General features: G+C 34.0%; 15 protein-coding genes. 5 read left to right on the top strand and 10 right to left on the bottom strand.

Annotated elements, in window-relative coordinates; translation table 11 throughout:
* The first annotated feature begins 35 nt into the window (after window positions 1-35).
* The 5 genes from C9J40_RS06240 (at window position 36) to C9J40_RS22220 (ending at window position 4,128) form a co-directional block, all read left to right on the top strand.
* Window positions 36-479, top strand: coding sequence for a DUF3429 domain-containing protein (locus tag C9J40_RS06240; RefSeq protein WP_107246185.1), 444 nt, complete (start codon window positions 36-38; stop codon window positions 477-479).
* A 16-nt stretch (window positions 480-495) separates the two neighbouring features.
* Entirely contained in the window at window positions 496-897 is a 402-nt protein-coding gene (locus tag C9J40_RS06245) for a thiol-disulfide oxidoreductase DCC family protein (protein WP_107206680.1), read from the top strand.
* Window positions 898-1,298: 401 nt separating this feature from the next.
* Window positions 1,299-3,182: a methyl-accepting chemotaxis protein gene (locus C9J40_RS06250; RefSeq protein ID WP_107246187.1), complete on the top strand. Its 1,884-nt coding sequence runs from the start codon at window positions 1,299-1,301 to the stop codon at window positions 3,180-3,182.
* Between the two features lie 217 nt (window positions 3,183-3,399).
* Complete coding sequence (locus C9J40_RS22335) at window positions 3,400-3,531, top strand: hypothetical protein (protein ID WP_255418312.1); 132 nt, start codon at window positions 3,400-3,402, stop codon at window positions 3,529-3,531.
* Between the two features lie 159 nt (window positions 3,532-3,690).
* On the top strand, window positions 3,691-4,128 hold the full coding sequence (locus C9J40_RS22220) for a hypothetical protein (protein WP_233220302.1): 438 nt from the start codon (window positions 3,691-3,693) through the stop codon (window positions 4,126-4,128).
* Between the two features lie 195 nt (window positions 4,129-4,323).
* On the opposite strand, the gene C9J40_RS06260 is transcribed toward C9J40_RS22220, so the two are convergent.
* The 10 genes from C9J40_RS06260 to C9J40_RS06305 form a co-directional block, all read right to left on the bottom strand.
* The gene (locus C9J40_RS06260) at window positions 4,324-4,977 is read right to left on the bottom strand and encodes a hypothetical protein (RefSeq protein WP_146144956.1); all 654 of its coding nucleotides are present in this window, start codon (window positions 4,975-4,977) and stop codon (window positions 4,324-4,326) included.
* Between the two features lie 105 nt (window positions 4,978-5,082).
* Window positions 5,083-5,268 carry a hypothetical protein gene (locus C9J40_RS06265; RefSeq protein WP_107246190.1) on the bottom strand — a complete coding sequence of 62 codons (186 nt, stop codon included), beginning with the start codon at window positions 5,266-5,268 and terminating at the stop codon, window positions 5,083-5,085.
* A 284-nt stretch (window positions 5,269-5,552) separates the two neighbouring features.
* Window positions 5,553-6,575 (bottom strand): hypothetical protein, encoded by a 1,023-nt coding sequence (locus tag C9J40_RS06270; RefSeq protein ID WP_107246192.1) that lies wholly within the window; start codon window positions 6,573-6,575, stop codon window positions 5,553-5,555.
* A 47-nt stretch (window positions 6,576-6,622) separates the two neighbouring features.
* Entirely contained in the window at window positions 6,623-7,324 is a 702-nt protein-coding gene (locus C9J40_RS06275) for a fimbria/pilus periplasmic chaperone (RefSeq protein WP_107206685.1), read from the bottom strand.
* A gap of 23 nt (window positions 7,325-7,347) precedes the next feature.
* The gene (locus C9J40_RS06280) at window positions 7,348-7,854 is read right to left on the bottom strand and encodes a fimbrial protein (protein ID WP_107206686.1); all 507 of its coding nucleotides are present in this window, start codon (window positions 7,852-7,854) and stop codon (window positions 7,348-7,350) included.
* Between the two features lie 28 nt (window positions 7,855-7,882).
* Entirely contained in the window at window positions 7,883-8,584 is a 702-nt protein-coding gene (locus C9J40_RS06285; protein ID WP_158259545.1) for a fimbria/pilus periplasmic chaperone, read from the bottom strand.
* A gap of 13 nt (window positions 8,585-8,597) precedes the next feature.
* Window positions 8,598-10,976, bottom strand: coding sequence for a fimbria/pilus outer membrane usher protein (locus tag C9J40_RS06290; RefSeq protein WP_158259546.1), 2,379 nt, complete (start codon window positions 10,974-10,976; stop codon window positions 8,598-8,600).
* A gap of 196 nt (window positions 10,977-11,172) precedes the next feature.
* Window positions 11,173-11,778, bottom strand: a complete 606-nt coding sequence (locus C9J40_RS06295) for a fimbrial protein (RefSeq protein ID WP_107246197.1) — start codon at window positions 11,776-11,778, stop codon at window positions 11,173-11,175.
* Window positions 11,779-12,394: 616 nt separating this feature from the next.
* A complete protein-coding gene (locus C9J40_RS06300) occupies window positions 12,395-15,316 on the bottom strand; it encodes an Ig-like domain-containing protein (protein WP_107246199.1) in 2,922 nt (973 codons plus the stop codon).
* A 21-nt stretch (window positions 15,317-15,337) separates the two neighbouring features.
* Window positions 15,338-15,913 (bottom strand): outer membrane beta-barrel protein, encoded by a 576-nt coding sequence (locus C9J40_RS06305; protein WP_107206691.1) that lies wholly within the window; start codon window positions 15,911-15,913, stop codon window positions 15,338-15,340.
* Between the last annotated feature and the right edge of the window lie 534 nt (window positions 15,914-16,447).

Genomic DNA, 16,447 nt, shown 5'->3' on the forward strand with positions numbered 1-16,447 from the left:
GTATTAAGTTAATCAATCAATGACGACTAGGTAATATGAACACTATCACTCGATTACCCTCCCACACACTTGGCTATCTAGGTCTTATTCCTTTTGCCCTAAGTGCACTCGCTATCAGCCTTGAGATACGTATTTTTAACACTTCCGCTTTGCTCATTTTCGTCAGTTACAGTGCCATTATTCTTAGTTTTCTTTCTGGTGTTATGTGGGGAAACAGCCTGAATCACAAGGAAAATTCAACCAGTCGGTTTGCTTTACTCTTGAGTAACTTTTTTGCGCTACTCGCTTGGTTTTCGCTATTACATTCTACAGATCACTACACTTGGGCTCTTGTTGCATTAATGCTGGGGTTTATCTGTATTCGTATCGCCGAGATAAAATTTAACTCCGCTCATCAAGATGAGTATTATCAACAATTACGTAATCGTCTAACTACTTTTGTTTGCGGATTACATGCGGTTGTATTTGCAATCACATAACCAGGGAATATGAAAAATGGAAAAGATGATCATCTTTTATGATGGAAGTTGCCCACTTTGCGTCGCTGAAATGAAACAACTTCGACAACTTAATAAACATCAAAAATTACAATTTGAAGATATTCTTGCGCCTGATTTTATCCAACGCTTTCCTGATATATCAAAAGAAAAAGCCAGCACTGTTTTACACGGTTTACTCTCATCTCAAATAGGCGCAGAACAACAGCTTTTACTTGGTCTTGATGTCACTTATAAAGCATGGAACCTGGTTGGTAAAAAGAAATGGTTAAAGATACTCAGGCTTCCTGTGATACGTATCGTTGCAGATAAAGCATACTTATTTTTTGCCAGAAACCGTTATCATATTTCCTATTTATTAACCGGAAAATCCCGTTGTAATAGCTGTTCAATTGATTAATAGACGTCAGCTAAGCTAAATGTTTAACACTATGCTCAATCACGATCTTACTTTTCTATTAGGTTATTTATCTTTTGATAAATCAGTGGAATGAGCCCAATACGACATCCATAACTTAACATCACGGTTGACTATATTCAGCCGCAACTCTTTATTAATATACGCTAGAGTTTTAGTTCTTGTACTAAGTACAAAAAACAATTATTCCCAAAAAAATTAAAATCAATACAAGCCTAACATTTAGAATAAAACGCCATCAATCAGACTACACACAGTCATAAAAATGACAATTTTAATTCTTTTAAGTGATACCTCTAATTTTTGTATTTATTTACGTGCATATATATAAAACACTATTTACACTCGCCGCACTTTCTAACACCTCATTTTCTGAGACAACAATGCAACTATCACTGAAACAAAAGCTGATCAGCGCGAGCTTGTCTGCTGTTGTCCTTATGGCAACAGTATTAACTTGGCTTGCTGCCAGTAATTTACAACAACAAACAAATGAAAATATCTTAGATCGCGTACAAAGCGTAGCAACCACAGCTACCAGCGGTATTGAAGATTGGATTAATATCCGTCGCAGTATTACCTCTTCAGTAAAAGAACCCTATCAAAAAGCAGATCTTGTGCCTTTCCTTCAACAAGCACGCGATGCTGGCGGTTTTGACGATATTTACTACGGCACCGTTGCAGGACAAATGCTGCGTTCACACCCAGAACGTAACCGTGCTGATTACGATCCTCGTACTCGCCCTTGGTACGGTGATGCCGTTAACAGCAATAAACAAGTGATCACCACCGCTTATCAAGACGCTATTACTAACGCCCTTTTAGTGACGATTGCCGAGCCTATTCGACATAGCGGCGCACTTGCCGGTGTTATCGGTGCCGACGTATTAATTGATCAACTCATTAACGATGTGATCAGTTTGAACGTTGGTGATAATGCTCATGCTATGTTAATCGATAAAAAGAATGGAACTTTCCTTGCTCATTCTGATAAGTCACTGTTATTGAAACCGATTGCTAATTATAGCAATCAGTTAAACATGGGTAACATTGAACAAAGTGCCAATACAAACCGCTTAGAGCAGATCTCAATCAAAGGGGTAGATAAGCTATTTTACTTTGCAAATATCCCAAATAGTGATTGGATATTTGGCCTTGAAATGGATAAATCGACAGAAGAAGCCAGCTACTATTCACTATTAACAGAGTTAATCATCACCGCTATTGTGATCACTTTGATCGTGGTTATGGCGGTAGCGTGGTTAGTAAACTATCTTCTTCGCGATCTTAACCGTGTATCTAAAGCACTGGCTGAAATTGCAAATGGTGAAGGTGATTTAACACAACGTTTAGAACCAAGAAGCCAAGACGAAGTAGGTAAGCTTGCACTAAATTTCAACCAGTTTGTCGGTAACATGCACCAAATGGTGACTCGATTACGTCATGTTTCAGAATCACTTAATCATCAATCTCATATAACCGCTTCACAAGCCGAAGAGCGCAGCACTCGTATTCAGCATCAGCAAGATGAAATTAATATGGTCGCAACAGCAATCAATGAAATGGCAGCCGCCACACAAGAGATTGCTGCCAACGCAGAAAACACAGCAAGAACATCAGAGCAAACGGTAACCGCTTCTAATCACGGTGCAACACAGGTCAACCAAAGCCAACAATCCATCAGCACATTAGCGCAAGAAGTGGATACGGCAACATCTGTGATCAGTGAGCTAAATCACCATGCTCAAAGCATTACAACTATCCTATCTACAATTCAAGGGATTGCTGAACAAACCAACTTATTGGCATTAAATGCCGCGATTGAAGCAGCCCGAGCTGGTGAGCAAGGTCGAGGGTTTGCTGTTGTTGCAGATGAGGTACGTGTACTTAGCCAACGGACGCATGCATCAACTCAAGAAATTCAACAAATGATAGAGACCCTACAAAAAACCACAGGTCAAGCTGTGAATATCATGGAGGATAGTCGTCATCTCTCTGAAACCAGTGTTGATGATGCCAATGCAGCAGCAGTAAGCTTGTCACAAATTACGACTGCCGTAACCACGATCAATGATATGGCAACACAAATTGCTTCCGCCGCTGAAGAGCAATCTTCCGTAACATCTGAGATCACCCGTAATACAGAGGGAATTCGTGATGTTTCTAATGAACTTGCTGTAGAAGCCAATGAAGCCGCCAAACAGGCAGCTGAGCTATCAAATTTATCTCATGAACTACAACAAGAAATCAGTCGCTTTAAACTCTAAACATACCGTTATAACAACGAAAAACTAACGACAAAAGCTAGCATATAACATGCTAGCTTTTGTTCTATATACCGCTAACTACTATGCCAATATTTCCATTTCTCTTCACACTTTGTTTCAGTATTAACACCATGCGGCATGGGGTAACCCAACAGATCGCTATAAAGATGAATATGAAAAACACTTAAGCGCAAGCTGCCCTATTGCTAGTGATAACATGAAACATTTCGTCTATTTTGCTAAAGACAGACAAGCCATTAAATCTCATCCTTTACTCAACAAACCTCGTTTTGTAGGCGCACAAATCATGTATTCATGGTCTGACTTAGAACCTCAAAAAGACGTTTAAGATTTCTCTATCATTTTTGATGATTATGAATACCTAAAAAAGCACGGTAAAAAACTGTTTATTCAACTTCAAGATGCAACCTTCTATTCTGAAAATAAAGCCGTACCTAAATACCTTCTCACTATTAGTGCAAGCATTAGGACGCCAGTTTGACGAAAAATGGAAGGGATAAACTTACAAAAAACCGCTATTGGTGTATCAGTAAAAACCGATCCAAGCTTTAATGAAAAAGACTATATAACAGGTATCAAAGCAAACATGCTGACCTTGAAACAGGCGTTTCCTTCCTCAACAACCATGCAATATGCCAACTTTGTTAACGGTGAATGGCTTCCTTGGGAAGACAAAGGTTACCTGAAAAGTATTTATCGATATGGCGAAAAAATGGGTGTGGGATTAGGTGCACCTGATCTCATGGTTAAGCGTCGAGGACAACTAAACCATGCTTTAGCTATGATGCATGAAAATAAGTATTCCGTCACTTTAGGGATTGCCATTCAAGACGGTAATTACATAGGGCAAACAAACACAACTGCAGTAGTTGAAAATGAAACAACATCGTACCGATGCTGCACTCATTTAGTCAGCACTTCCTAAAAGTAAAATACATGTTCTGGGGATACCAAGAACCCTACTTTACAGAAGATGTTGTTACTTGCTTAAACGCTTAACTTAACACATCGGGTTAATAGCAAAACCAGCATTTATTGCTGGCTTTGTTAACTTAAAACGAACATATAAATTATTGCACAGACTAATAATAAATAAGTAATAATTCTATAAATAATAACTTTAATAATAATTTATTGTTATTGTATATGATCTTAAAAACCGTCCAAACTGAGGTCCGGTATCATTACGGGGATTAAAATCCTTAATCGGCTTTACTATTACTTGATACTTTAAATGATTAAGCTCATATAAATTATCATTATATATATGACCAAACTGAATTGGATCAAACCCATTACGATAAAAATGAACATCAACTGCATCACGGTTAATTTCATCAAATACTTCATTTGGCGTCATTGTATATGTCGCATACATCGTATTCGGTTCAGGAGAAATTCCTGCTTGTCCAGTACTAATATCACTATGTGTATACTGTAGAGCAGCATCTAGATCTCGCATACTTGAAGTCTCACCGGGAGCCATATCACCAACATCATTATTCAATTCACTATCAACAAATCCACATGTATTTTGAACAATATGTAACTGTATATAATCTGTATCAATTATTGAGGTATTATTATTTGTCGTTCTTTTGGTATGTATCGGAATACTATAAATTGTACTTACAGGACTGATAGGAACTTCAAATTGAATCTTGGTTAATTTAATATCGTAACTTGCTTTATAACCATCAAGCCTTCCATTACCTGTTTTAAAACTAAAACCAGCTCGAACATTGTTTTCGACATTTTTTTGTATCATAATCACAATTATTTATATTTCCCCAACTCTACCCCTTTCGCTTAATTCTCATACGGTTATATGTATTCACAATTGTTGCTTGGATATCTTTAAATTTATATGTTGGCACACCTAGTTATGCTCTCTAGCTAAAGATAGGCCATTCCAAACATGATTCTTACCAGTATCAAACTCACCGTTATAACCATCAAGATTGACATCAACAATAACAGTACGTCCCGGATTTACATAAATATGTTGTTCATTATCCTGTGAAAAAGAAGAAATTAAAGATAAACACAGAATCCTTTTATTCATTAATTAATACCAATATAAATATAGCGTTTTAAAGATTAAATTTTATTAAAATATTCTAATATTAAAAATATAAGATAATTTAACAATCTCGATATACAACAACCACAGTTTATATTGTAATAAAAAATTAATATAGAGAATAACAAGATACCATTCAATTCCAAAAAGGAAACAGACTATCTTTATCATTAAAATAACTATAAAGATGAATACTTTACTTATTGATAAAAAAAGGCTTAAGCTATTAAAATATAGCTTAAGCCTTTTTAAAACCAATATCATGATTAAAAATAATCAATTCTTACATTATATGATCGAGTAAAAGCACCAAACTGAGCAGCCGTGTTATCATGAGGATCAAATTCATCAATTGGACTTGGTATAACTTGATATTCCAAGTTGTTTAATTCAAATATATCATCATATACTTGACCTAAATTAACACGAACATTATTCGGTCTAAATAAGAACACATTTACAGCCTTGTCATTAAAATTACTCGCTATATTCTCTTCAATACGATAATTTGCCAACATTGTATTTTCCGTATTCGATAAGCCAGCATTAACAGCGGTTCCAACTTCATTATTTTCAGAAATACAGGTTAAATCAAGGTCCACTGGAGTTCTCGGTCCATCGATACCGGGTGTAATATCGCCAACATTAATATCTATATCAGCGTTATTAGCTCCAAACGTACAGGTATTTTGTATAATATGTACAGTGATTCTATCAGCAGTGCCGACATTAATAGGTCTATCAGCATTATTTCTTTGCACTCGATGGAAAATAGAAAATCTTTCTTGTTGAGTGGTAGCATTAGCGGGTACAACTATACGTACCTGATTTACTCTAGTTCGAAGGTTAACTCTCCAATTATTGCGCAAAACCCGATTTCTGAGGTGAAACCCCAAACGTTGACTTCCTCCTCCACAAAATCTATGCAATATATTACCCGCTAAATTATGGCCAGGAAACGCACCAGGAAGTGGATTACCGCCAAGGTTACAATTCCAATTTGTTCCACCACCATTAAATAACAAGCTAAATGTTGATGCAGTTCCTACCATACTAAGAGTTATATTACCTCTAGTTTCAGATCGTGAGTATTCGTCACTAGTACCGACTCGTTCATGAGCCCAAAAGAACTCACTGTTAACTAATTGATTATTTAAAGTAATTCCATCTAGCACAACTGGAACTACAACGTCTCTACCTGGATTAACAAAAACATCAATATCATTAGCATATACATTAAAAGTACTGGTAACAATTAGGAACAACATGATTCCTTTAATTTTAATCATTCTGATAGCCTAATATGTATTCTATAATTAAAACGTTTAATTAGTATTTAATATCCTAATTTCCCTTGAAAATGACTGACTGTTCCGTAATCATTAATAGCGTCAAATTCAAATTTTGAGATTGTTGCTACATAATTGTTTTTAATAAATACTGAACTTTCAGGTGGAAAAACACCTAACTGCTGTTTCATCTCATTGTTTAGTTTTATTTCTTTACCATTAAATTTAACGTTAACTACTGCTAGATAAAAAGGTGTTGGATTCGTAATTTTTATATTTCCATTAGATTTAACAATTGATAATAATTTCTCAGCATTAGCCCTTTTACCTAAAAGAACTTTAGGTCTATAAATTAGTTTTACTCTTGTTTTTAAAGCTAGTGTTATTCTACTTTTTTTAGACTTATCAACAGGTGGTATTTCTTGTAAATTGAGCCAGTACAGAGATTCATTATTAAGAGATGACGATTTATGTGTATTTAGCAGTCTAACAACTTGTGTTTCACCTTTGTTAAATTTAAAAAAGTTAGGCATAGGGATAAAGTTAACGTTTTTATCTTTTTTATTTTCGTTCTCTATCCATATTTGAGCAGCGTATGTTTTATCTGCTATATTCTCTATCTTAATTTCAACGCTTTTATCGCCTTCATTAACAATATATCTTGTTGCGTTTAATTGTAATGCAGCAAACGAATTGCTACTGTAAAAAAGTATAAATAGCCCAATATGTAAAATATATTTGAATGTCATGAATCAACCTAAGTAAAATACGATTAATAATAAGTTAAAGTAATTCTTAACTTGCTTGTAAACTCCCCTGCATTTAAATCTGTATAATTACCGTTACCCGTGTAAATCAGTGTAGCAGTAACATCATGGATAAATTCTGTTTCATTACCGATAGGAACAGGGTAGTTTTGATCAAATACCAAGTTACTGCCTTCAACTAAGAGTTTTATACCAAGTTCATCTTTACTCGTAGAAAGTATTCCATCAGAACTTCCTAATGTATCAATAGGGTCATATTTGATATTAATGCCGTCAATAATTTCAGGCCTAGCGCAATGAATCACAACTGGCACTGTTTCTGTTATAATACCCGTTATTACCTGCCCCGTATCAACAGTTTCAAAATCAACGGTTTCATCATTATTACTATTAACAGTACAACCTGGACTAATAATATTACCGCTAATATTTACAGTTACTTCAGCTATATGTGCCATTACGTAATTAGATGATAAAAGTAATACTGCAAAAGCAATTTTATTCACACTCATATAAATACCATTTAATAAGTCTTAGTAATTACCCATTGATAATGTATTCTCTACTACTGCCAAAATCATCGAGTGCATAAATTGTAATTTTTGAACTAGATTTAACCTTTATCCCAGATAGATCTATTGAACTTTTTGGAGAAAATAATCCTAATTTTTTATCAACGGATTTATTAAAATTAATCAATTTACCATCCACTATTACTTTACTAATAGCAAAATAATATGATGTTGGGTTAATTATCTTATAACCATGATTCACTTTTTCTATTTTTATTTCTTTTTCTGCTTCCAAACGAGTCTTTTGTAATGATGTTGGTCTGTATATCAACTTCACTTTTGTTTGAAGCGCTATTTGCATAAAGCTATCAGGAGCATCTTTTGGACGAGGTGGCATTTCAAGAACATTAATAAAAAAGAGTGACTCTTGATCCTTTCTTATATTATTTCCAATCTTTTTTAATCTTATAATTTGTCGACCATTTTTTACTATTTTAAACATTGAAGGAAGCACAATAAAATTAACACTATTCGTATTTATTTCATTCAGATTATCTATCCATACTTGGCCGCCATAGTTAACATCACTATCATTGACAATTTTTACGGTAATATCACCTTGTCCTTCATTATAAATATAACGCGTTTTGTTCATTTTAAGCCCAGCATATACACTGCTAGAAAGTAGCATACAACTTACTAAACAAAATGATATTAAGTAATTTTTCATTAAAACCTCAACATTATTGGCAATATATATCTTTAACTTCATTAAGATCTGGCTTAATTTTCGAAATGTCCACTTTACAAGTTTGAGTATTTGTTTTGATATGTAGGTAATGTGAAGGTGAGTCAAGCGTTGCCATTAACACCCCTTGTGTTGCAATAAAACCAACATAAACATTATCGTCCGTTGTTACCTGTGAACCTAATGGTAATTCAGTTCCATTCTTATCAAACACACGAAGTAAGTATCTTTGCACTTTCTTATAATCAAATTTACGAACAATTATTGCTTTATCAGTCGGAATTACATTATATGACGTTTTATTTAACTCAATATCATGAGATATATCTTTACTATTTAAATTAATACGGTTCTGTGTATAAGTTGAAAGCGGAATAATAATGTTTCCAAAGTTATCAGCTTTACGACCGTTAACTTTAGCTTTATCTATCCCTTTTGTATTCACAATTGCTATAGTTTGCGAGCGACGGCTTGAATAAGCAATACCAGCCCCTTCTGCAGCAGCAACTGAGCCCGAGATAGATCCGCCAACAGACGTTGAGTTATTACTCGTTGAAGCATTAAAACCGATAGCAACAGGATTCAAGTTGGCATTTGTACTAAATGACGCAGAACGTTCGTACTTCGAAGCACTTGCACTTACAGAATGAGAAATATTATCACTGCTGTTGAATGACGTATTGGTACTAACGGTAGTCCCAGATGTTTTAGAATAAGTCACTGATGAATTAGTGAATATATCTCGTTCTTTATAAGATAATGGAATACTTAAACTTAGAGTCGTTGAATAATCCTCACCAAGAGATTCAGACGATGTTATTGAACCACTAATACTTGCAGTCACACCATTCTCAAATGCTGTTGAGAATGATACGTTGCCACCATATTCGCTAGCGATTATCCCTCGATAATTACTGTACCAGCCAGAAGCAGATAGATATGAATGATCAAAACTATGCGTAAGAATTGTTTCAAATCGATTTCTTAATGACTCACTGCCATACTCATCATAAGAATCAGGATCAAAGCCATTAAAATCAACATAACCAGTACTGTGGTATTCATACGCTACAAATTGAACATGTGTACGTTCTGTAATATCTTTCACATAACGTAAACTTGTGTTGATCCCTTCTAGACTTCTTTTTTGACTTTTATCCGTTTTGTTATATTCGCTTCTAGAGCCATTGACATTAAAAGAAATTGCACCGAAATAGCTTAAAGGAACTCCAGCTCCTATACCTAAGCTTTGGTACTTATCATGTAAAACCACAGCTGTATTTAACGTTGCATACCTAAACCCACGATCTAAAGAAGCAAATATAAATGGATTTTTAATATAGTTATCAAAATCACCTTTGCGTCCCGTTGCTATATTATAATCGTAGTCACCTTCAGCAAGCAGATTTGGTAACGTTGACATTGGATATATTTTTTTAGTAATTTTTCCAGTGTCACTTTCTACCTCCACAACAATATCTTTACTTCCAATAGGGTTAATATTACTAAAAGAGTAATGACCTGCAGGGATATCACGAGAAAGTAATATATATTTACCTTGCTTAATGGTAATTGTTGAGCTGGAATCAGCAAATCCTTCGATAATCGGTGCATAACCTCTCGTTTTATGAGGTTCCATTGAGCTATCAGAGTATAATGTTAAGCCGACAAAACTAAAATCATTGAGTACAGATGATCGGGTATATGTTTTACCAATAGAGAAAGCACTTTTTATTGGTTTTATCGCTGTTGACACAAGATATTCTGAAGATCTTATACCTGTTTTATTAGTACCACTCGCCTGTGTTGTAAATACCCAGCGATCATAGTTCATCTGTAAATCAAAATTCACAAATGCTGAAGATGTATCTTTACCATGATCCCGATAATAGTGGTGACTTGCATTTGCATTGTAATTTAGAATAAAACCATTAGCACCATAGTCCCAGCTATACTCATTATCTTCTAATAAAATAAGTTGTGGTAATTGAAGCGATAAAGATTGCGTAGAAAAATCAAATATAGCTGAAGCTTTCGGTATTTTTTCTAAATTATAGCAATGATCTGTTGGATTGAAAGCGTCGATCATTTTTTCATAATTAATAGGTAGATCTAACGTTTCTAATAAAGTTAATGGCAAACAAATAGATTCTTTATCATCATCTTTTATCACTAAAACATGACGACCATAACTTTTATTATTTAGATAAAAATCAACCAAATATTTTCCAGGAACATTGCTACTTGAATAGTCTAAAAAATCTGATCTTACATTTTTGCCACCATTCATAAATGAAGTATCAAACTCAGTTTGTGCCAAGCACAAAGAAGAGTTCATAACAGCTAAAATAGTAATCACATTTTTTATATGCATGCGTATCTCCATCGCATTTCAACCACGAATTAAATCCATCTTAATTTGTAATCATTGGTCTCTAATAATTAATAGAGTTCTTGTGATATTATGCTTACTGTAATGTTCACATATAAGTTATTAATAATATAATTACTATTAATAAGAGTAATTGAGAAGTACTTATAAAATACTTATAAAGCACTTCTCCAATTTATTAACGATAGCCGACAACAAATTTAGCTTGCGATTTTACGTTACCAGCTGTCACTGCTGGTTCTGTACTCGCATCGTCAGTAGATTTTACCATTTGTGCTTTAAATTGATATCTTGTAGGTGTGTGAATAGCATCAGTACCTGGAGCTATTTTCTCAAAATGAACACGTGAATCAGTTGATGTAATTTGAGTGCCATCGTCTCCTTTCATTAATCTTACGGCAACTTTTTGTGCTTTTGATGCATTTGGCGCCAAATTAGCCAAGTTATTATCAGCATCCCATCCATTAACAGGTACCCAAAGAACTGTCACATCATGAGCTGCAGTGAAACAATCAGAACCATCATTTTTTTTTGCTGAAACAATATCAAAAACGACTTCTTCGGCATTACCAGCTTCTACTTCATCAACAGTAGCTGTCTTTAAATTCACAACGTTAGAAGCATTCGTTGTACCAGCACTGTCTTGAATAACAAAATTACATGTTGCTTTCGTTACTTCTCCTTGAAATATAACATCACCTTGATTTGCCAAAGCTGATACTGAAAAAAAAGCAGTAGATAGTAAGATAGTAGAAGCTAATGTAGTCTTTTTATCCATTTTCATATTATATCCTTATCAATATTCGTTGTTCAAAAATGCATTTAAAGTATTACCTTTAAATATTTCATTTTTCACATTAAATTTATTTCCAATAAAATAAATTAGTTAACACCAGCGTGTTTAATTAAAATAAAAGCGATCAATTAACATAAGAGCAATTAATTAACACCAGAGCAATTAATTAACACCAGAGCAATTAATTAACACCAGAGCGATTAATTAACATCAGATCAGTTACCTTTTAAAGTGAATAATTAAAAACCATATTTTTTGTAGGTCTTTATTATAACAACCAGCTATCATAAATCAACTAAACATACCCCCAATGAATAATTCATCATTGCAATATGATATTAACCTCAATATTTTTGCAACAATGTAAATAACAATGCAATCAATAGCGTTAGGTTAATATGTGATTTTTAATATATATACCTCCGAAACTCATTATATTTAGTTAATACATACGTAAAAACAATCATCTAATATTCACGATTTACTAAAATCACACTTAAACATAATATTTTTACCATTAATTATTATTTAATATAGAAAATAAAACGGCTTATTTATAGATGAACTAGCTACATTAATGGGCATTATCATAGGTATACTAATTTCAATATGACTCAAAAATAGATGTTTCTCTAAGTGAAAACGAATTAGGATCTGGCATAAATTCTGAATCAACAGTACTCGTATCACCACCAAAATAATCTCGTCCCCAGCTTACGACTTCTCCATTATCTTTTAGTGCAGCAAAAGCAAATAATGTTGCTTGAATATGAATTACGCCAGACTTTAAGCGTGAAACTAAATTAGCATTTTCTGTAGGTTCAGTTACACCATCAGTTGATGTAATTAAACCGCCGCCATGATTATATCCCCATACCACGACAGAGCCGTCACTTTTAATAGCGGCAAATGCTTCCCTATTACCCACAATATCTTTAACACCTGAAATCAATTCGGAACTCACACTACTTGAGTCACCACCTGCAGATACATCTCCCCAAGTGACGACTGAACCATCATTTTTAATTGCGGCAAATGCATGTGTTGTACTAGAGATTGCTTTAATATCAGTTAAGTTTACACCTGTATTATTTTTGCCGCCGCAGCTTTCATCACCCCAAACAATAACGCTTCCATCTTGTTTTAAGGCTGCAAAAGCAGATGACGTGGAGAAAATATCAACAACACCAGAAGATAAATGATGTTCGAGCCCATTAATATCCGCCCCCCCATCTGTATTACCCCATACCTGCACCGAGCCATCTTTCATTACTGCAGCATATGCAGAGTCGGTTGTATGAACAGATACAATATCATCACCGTTAAGAGGCGTACCAGTTGCGGAACTAAAAGTAATCTCATTCGCTGACGTCTCTCCACCTGACCAAGTGAAGATTCTCCCCGTTGAAGTCACTGCGGTAAAACCAGGACGTCTTTTCCAAATTGAGTCCTGCTTTCCTGAATCATAAACTTTCACAACATCATTAAGTTTTAATACTGTCGGGTTTGCACTAACATCCCAAGACACAAGGTCGTCACCTTTTAGTGCAGCGAAAGCATTTTCAGCAGAAAAAATTACGTCAATACCTTCAGGGACCTCTTCTTCAACGACTTTGGTATAGCTTCCGTCATAATTAGGGTCATACCATGTATAAACTTTACCAAATGGTATCTCACCAGTGTCATCATAAAAATCTAAACCCGTTACACAAGCAAATGCAAAACGTGATGCGACACAATCTTTAATATAATAAAGTTTATTAGTACCGAAATTTGGATCATATATCCCCATCTCGCCACCATGCCGAATATCTCCCCATGCATTGACAGGAGCTTTCACCCAACCATCAGCATCGTATTCAGGTACATAAACATAAGCCATTTGCGTTGCAACGAGTTTGTATTCGGCTCCTGATCTTGGCATATATTGGTCTTTAGCGCCTAATGTTTCAGCTCCCCAACCAATAAAATCTGATGAAGAAATAAAAGGATCTAAAGAAGGGCTTTTAGACGCTATGAATGAATAATGATTGCTATGGATCTGATTGACAGTGGCTATAGAGTAAATTGAATACTCAGAACTAGATTTTTGTCCATACTCATCAACACCAACAACCTCTAATTTAACTGCGTGATTTATATCTTCTGGTTGTAATGTATAAGATTCATCAGTCCCGACCACTTTTCCATTAATGATCCATTGATATTCATAACTATCGCAATGCCTTTCACAATATAAAGAAGAAGTTAGTTCGGCACCAGGTTCATAACTCGCCCCACCTAAATCAAGACCTATATATGTTAATGTTGGCTTTTCAGGTGGTACAACATTAACAATTATATTGCCTGTTTGTTTTTTATTCGGGTTATTTGGATCAGCCATGGTATAAGATAAAATATCTTGCCCGTACTTATTTTCAGACGGATTATAGGTAAATTCACTTCCGTTAATTGAAACTGAGCCTAACTTTTCGTTAGTAATTTCTTGGATCTTATTGATGGATGAACCATCACCCAAAGAAAATGTTTTTGATTCACCCGCATCAACATACAGAATAATATCTTTCGTGACGGGAGCAGGTAAAGAGAGATCGATAACAACCTTTCCTTTGAATGTCTGGCCCGTATCATTATTCGTCATTGTGTAAAATATAATATCTTCACCTGATTTTCCGGCGATAGATTTATAGGTAAAATGACTACCAGAAAAGCTAATTGTACCTAATTTTTCACCATAAATTGTGTCTATTGAAATATTAGATGGGCCAGAATTCAATGAGATTATTTTCTCGGTTCCAGTAACCATAGAAACAAAATAGTCTTTTGTAATTGGCACCAAAGGTTCAGGTTTATCGTTAATTACATTAATGGAAATGGTACCTGATACAACCTTACCGTTACTATCTGTCGTAACATAAGAAAGTATGTCTTCACCATCAGCATTAATATTGGGTGTATAGGTAATTTGATTCCCATTTGTAGATATACGACCTAGCGATCCCCCTGATAATGAATCAATAACAGTACCTTTACTTCCAAGACTAAATGATTGAGTTGCAGACGACGCCATATAAATAATGAGATCTCGCGTATGAACTTCAATAATATCAGGTGTAATTGGTGAGCCAGAAGAAGGCTCATTAGTTATTTTGATATAGCCTATCGTCGACGATGTACCATCAAAAACATTGTAAGGTATAACCTGCTCACCAATAAATCCATTAGGAATATAAGTTAAGTTATGATTCGATAATTCATATGTACTAGGGCTTTTAATTTGAAAGTTTTTTCCAATGCTAACAATTAAATGCTTCTGTTCTGTATCAAGGTCTGAAAATAAATTATTAAGATTTAGTGTTATCGCTTTTTGATTAAAGGTAATAATTTCATAATCTTTAGTAATTGGTGGTAAAAACTCAGAAGTATCGTTGCCATTGTTCGAAGGTTTTTCCTGATCGAGAAAACCATCATCTTCGCCACCACACGCTGTTAATAATATAACTAAAGGTATACACGACTTTTTCATAGTACGCTCTTCCTTGTACTTTTAAAATACCCAACTTACGCCCATAGAAACTAATTGATGATCGGTATGCCCTATATCATTATTTCCCATTGATTCCGTACGTTGATATTCCAACTTAATATTCAATCGTGAATTTATATAATAGCGAATACCTGCGCCATATACGGGTGAAAAACCTGTAGCAGTACCTTCTCTTAAACCTTTACTTTTACCTGACCATGCAGCAACACCTGCACTCAAAAATGGGTAGAAATCATTTAAATAATTGCCAATAATTCCTTTTAAAACTAATTGTTGAAAGTTACCTTTAATATTTCCTAATGGATATGATGCATTTCCCTCACCAAAGTATTGGTACGCAACTTCAGTTGATAAATACCGATTAAATTGATAACCAACATGCGTGCCAAACGCCCAATGATCTTGATCAACAGATAAAGCATGTTCATCTCCAGCGTTGGTATAACTTCCTTTGCCGATATCTAGTCCTACATACCAATTATTAGAAACATTATTGGTATCAGCAAATGCAGTAGGAAAAAATAAAATTAAAGATGAGTATAAAATCATCGGTCCATATATTTTCAAGTTATTCATAATAATCCTTTTAATTTATGAACTAATATAACTCTCACCTAGAAAATACTATATTTGCGAATAAAAACAAGTTGCATATCAATAATAATCTTATGTCAACATCTTTAATAGAAGCAATCTCAAACTTATGGTAATAATATGAAAATAACTGTTTATTCAATAAAAATTCAGTTTTTCACTTATTATTAATTAATCAATGAATAGTCGGTGAAATTAGATTTTATTTATTTGTAATTTTGAATTTACGTAACATTTTATTAATGTTTTTATAGTGTAGGCATATAAATGAAAATTGTACATTTAAATAAAGAAAATTAGACATTATTTAAAAAAAACAATAAAATTCACATACTAATATGGTTACTTAAAAATAATGGATGAATAACAAACATTACCCATTATTAATGTTATAACGTAACAATAAATCAACATTATGATAATATATTTTTATTCTTATTATTTGTTAATAAATAATTTAAAAGCACAAACATAAATTAAGAATAACATGTGATAAAGCATTGTTATTTTTAATGA

Source organism: Photobacterium sp. GB-72, assembly GCF_003026095.1.
In the GTDB taxonomy this organism is placed as follows: domain Bacteria; phylum Pseudomonadota; class Gammaproteobacteria; order Enterobacterales; family Vibrionaceae; genus Photobacterium.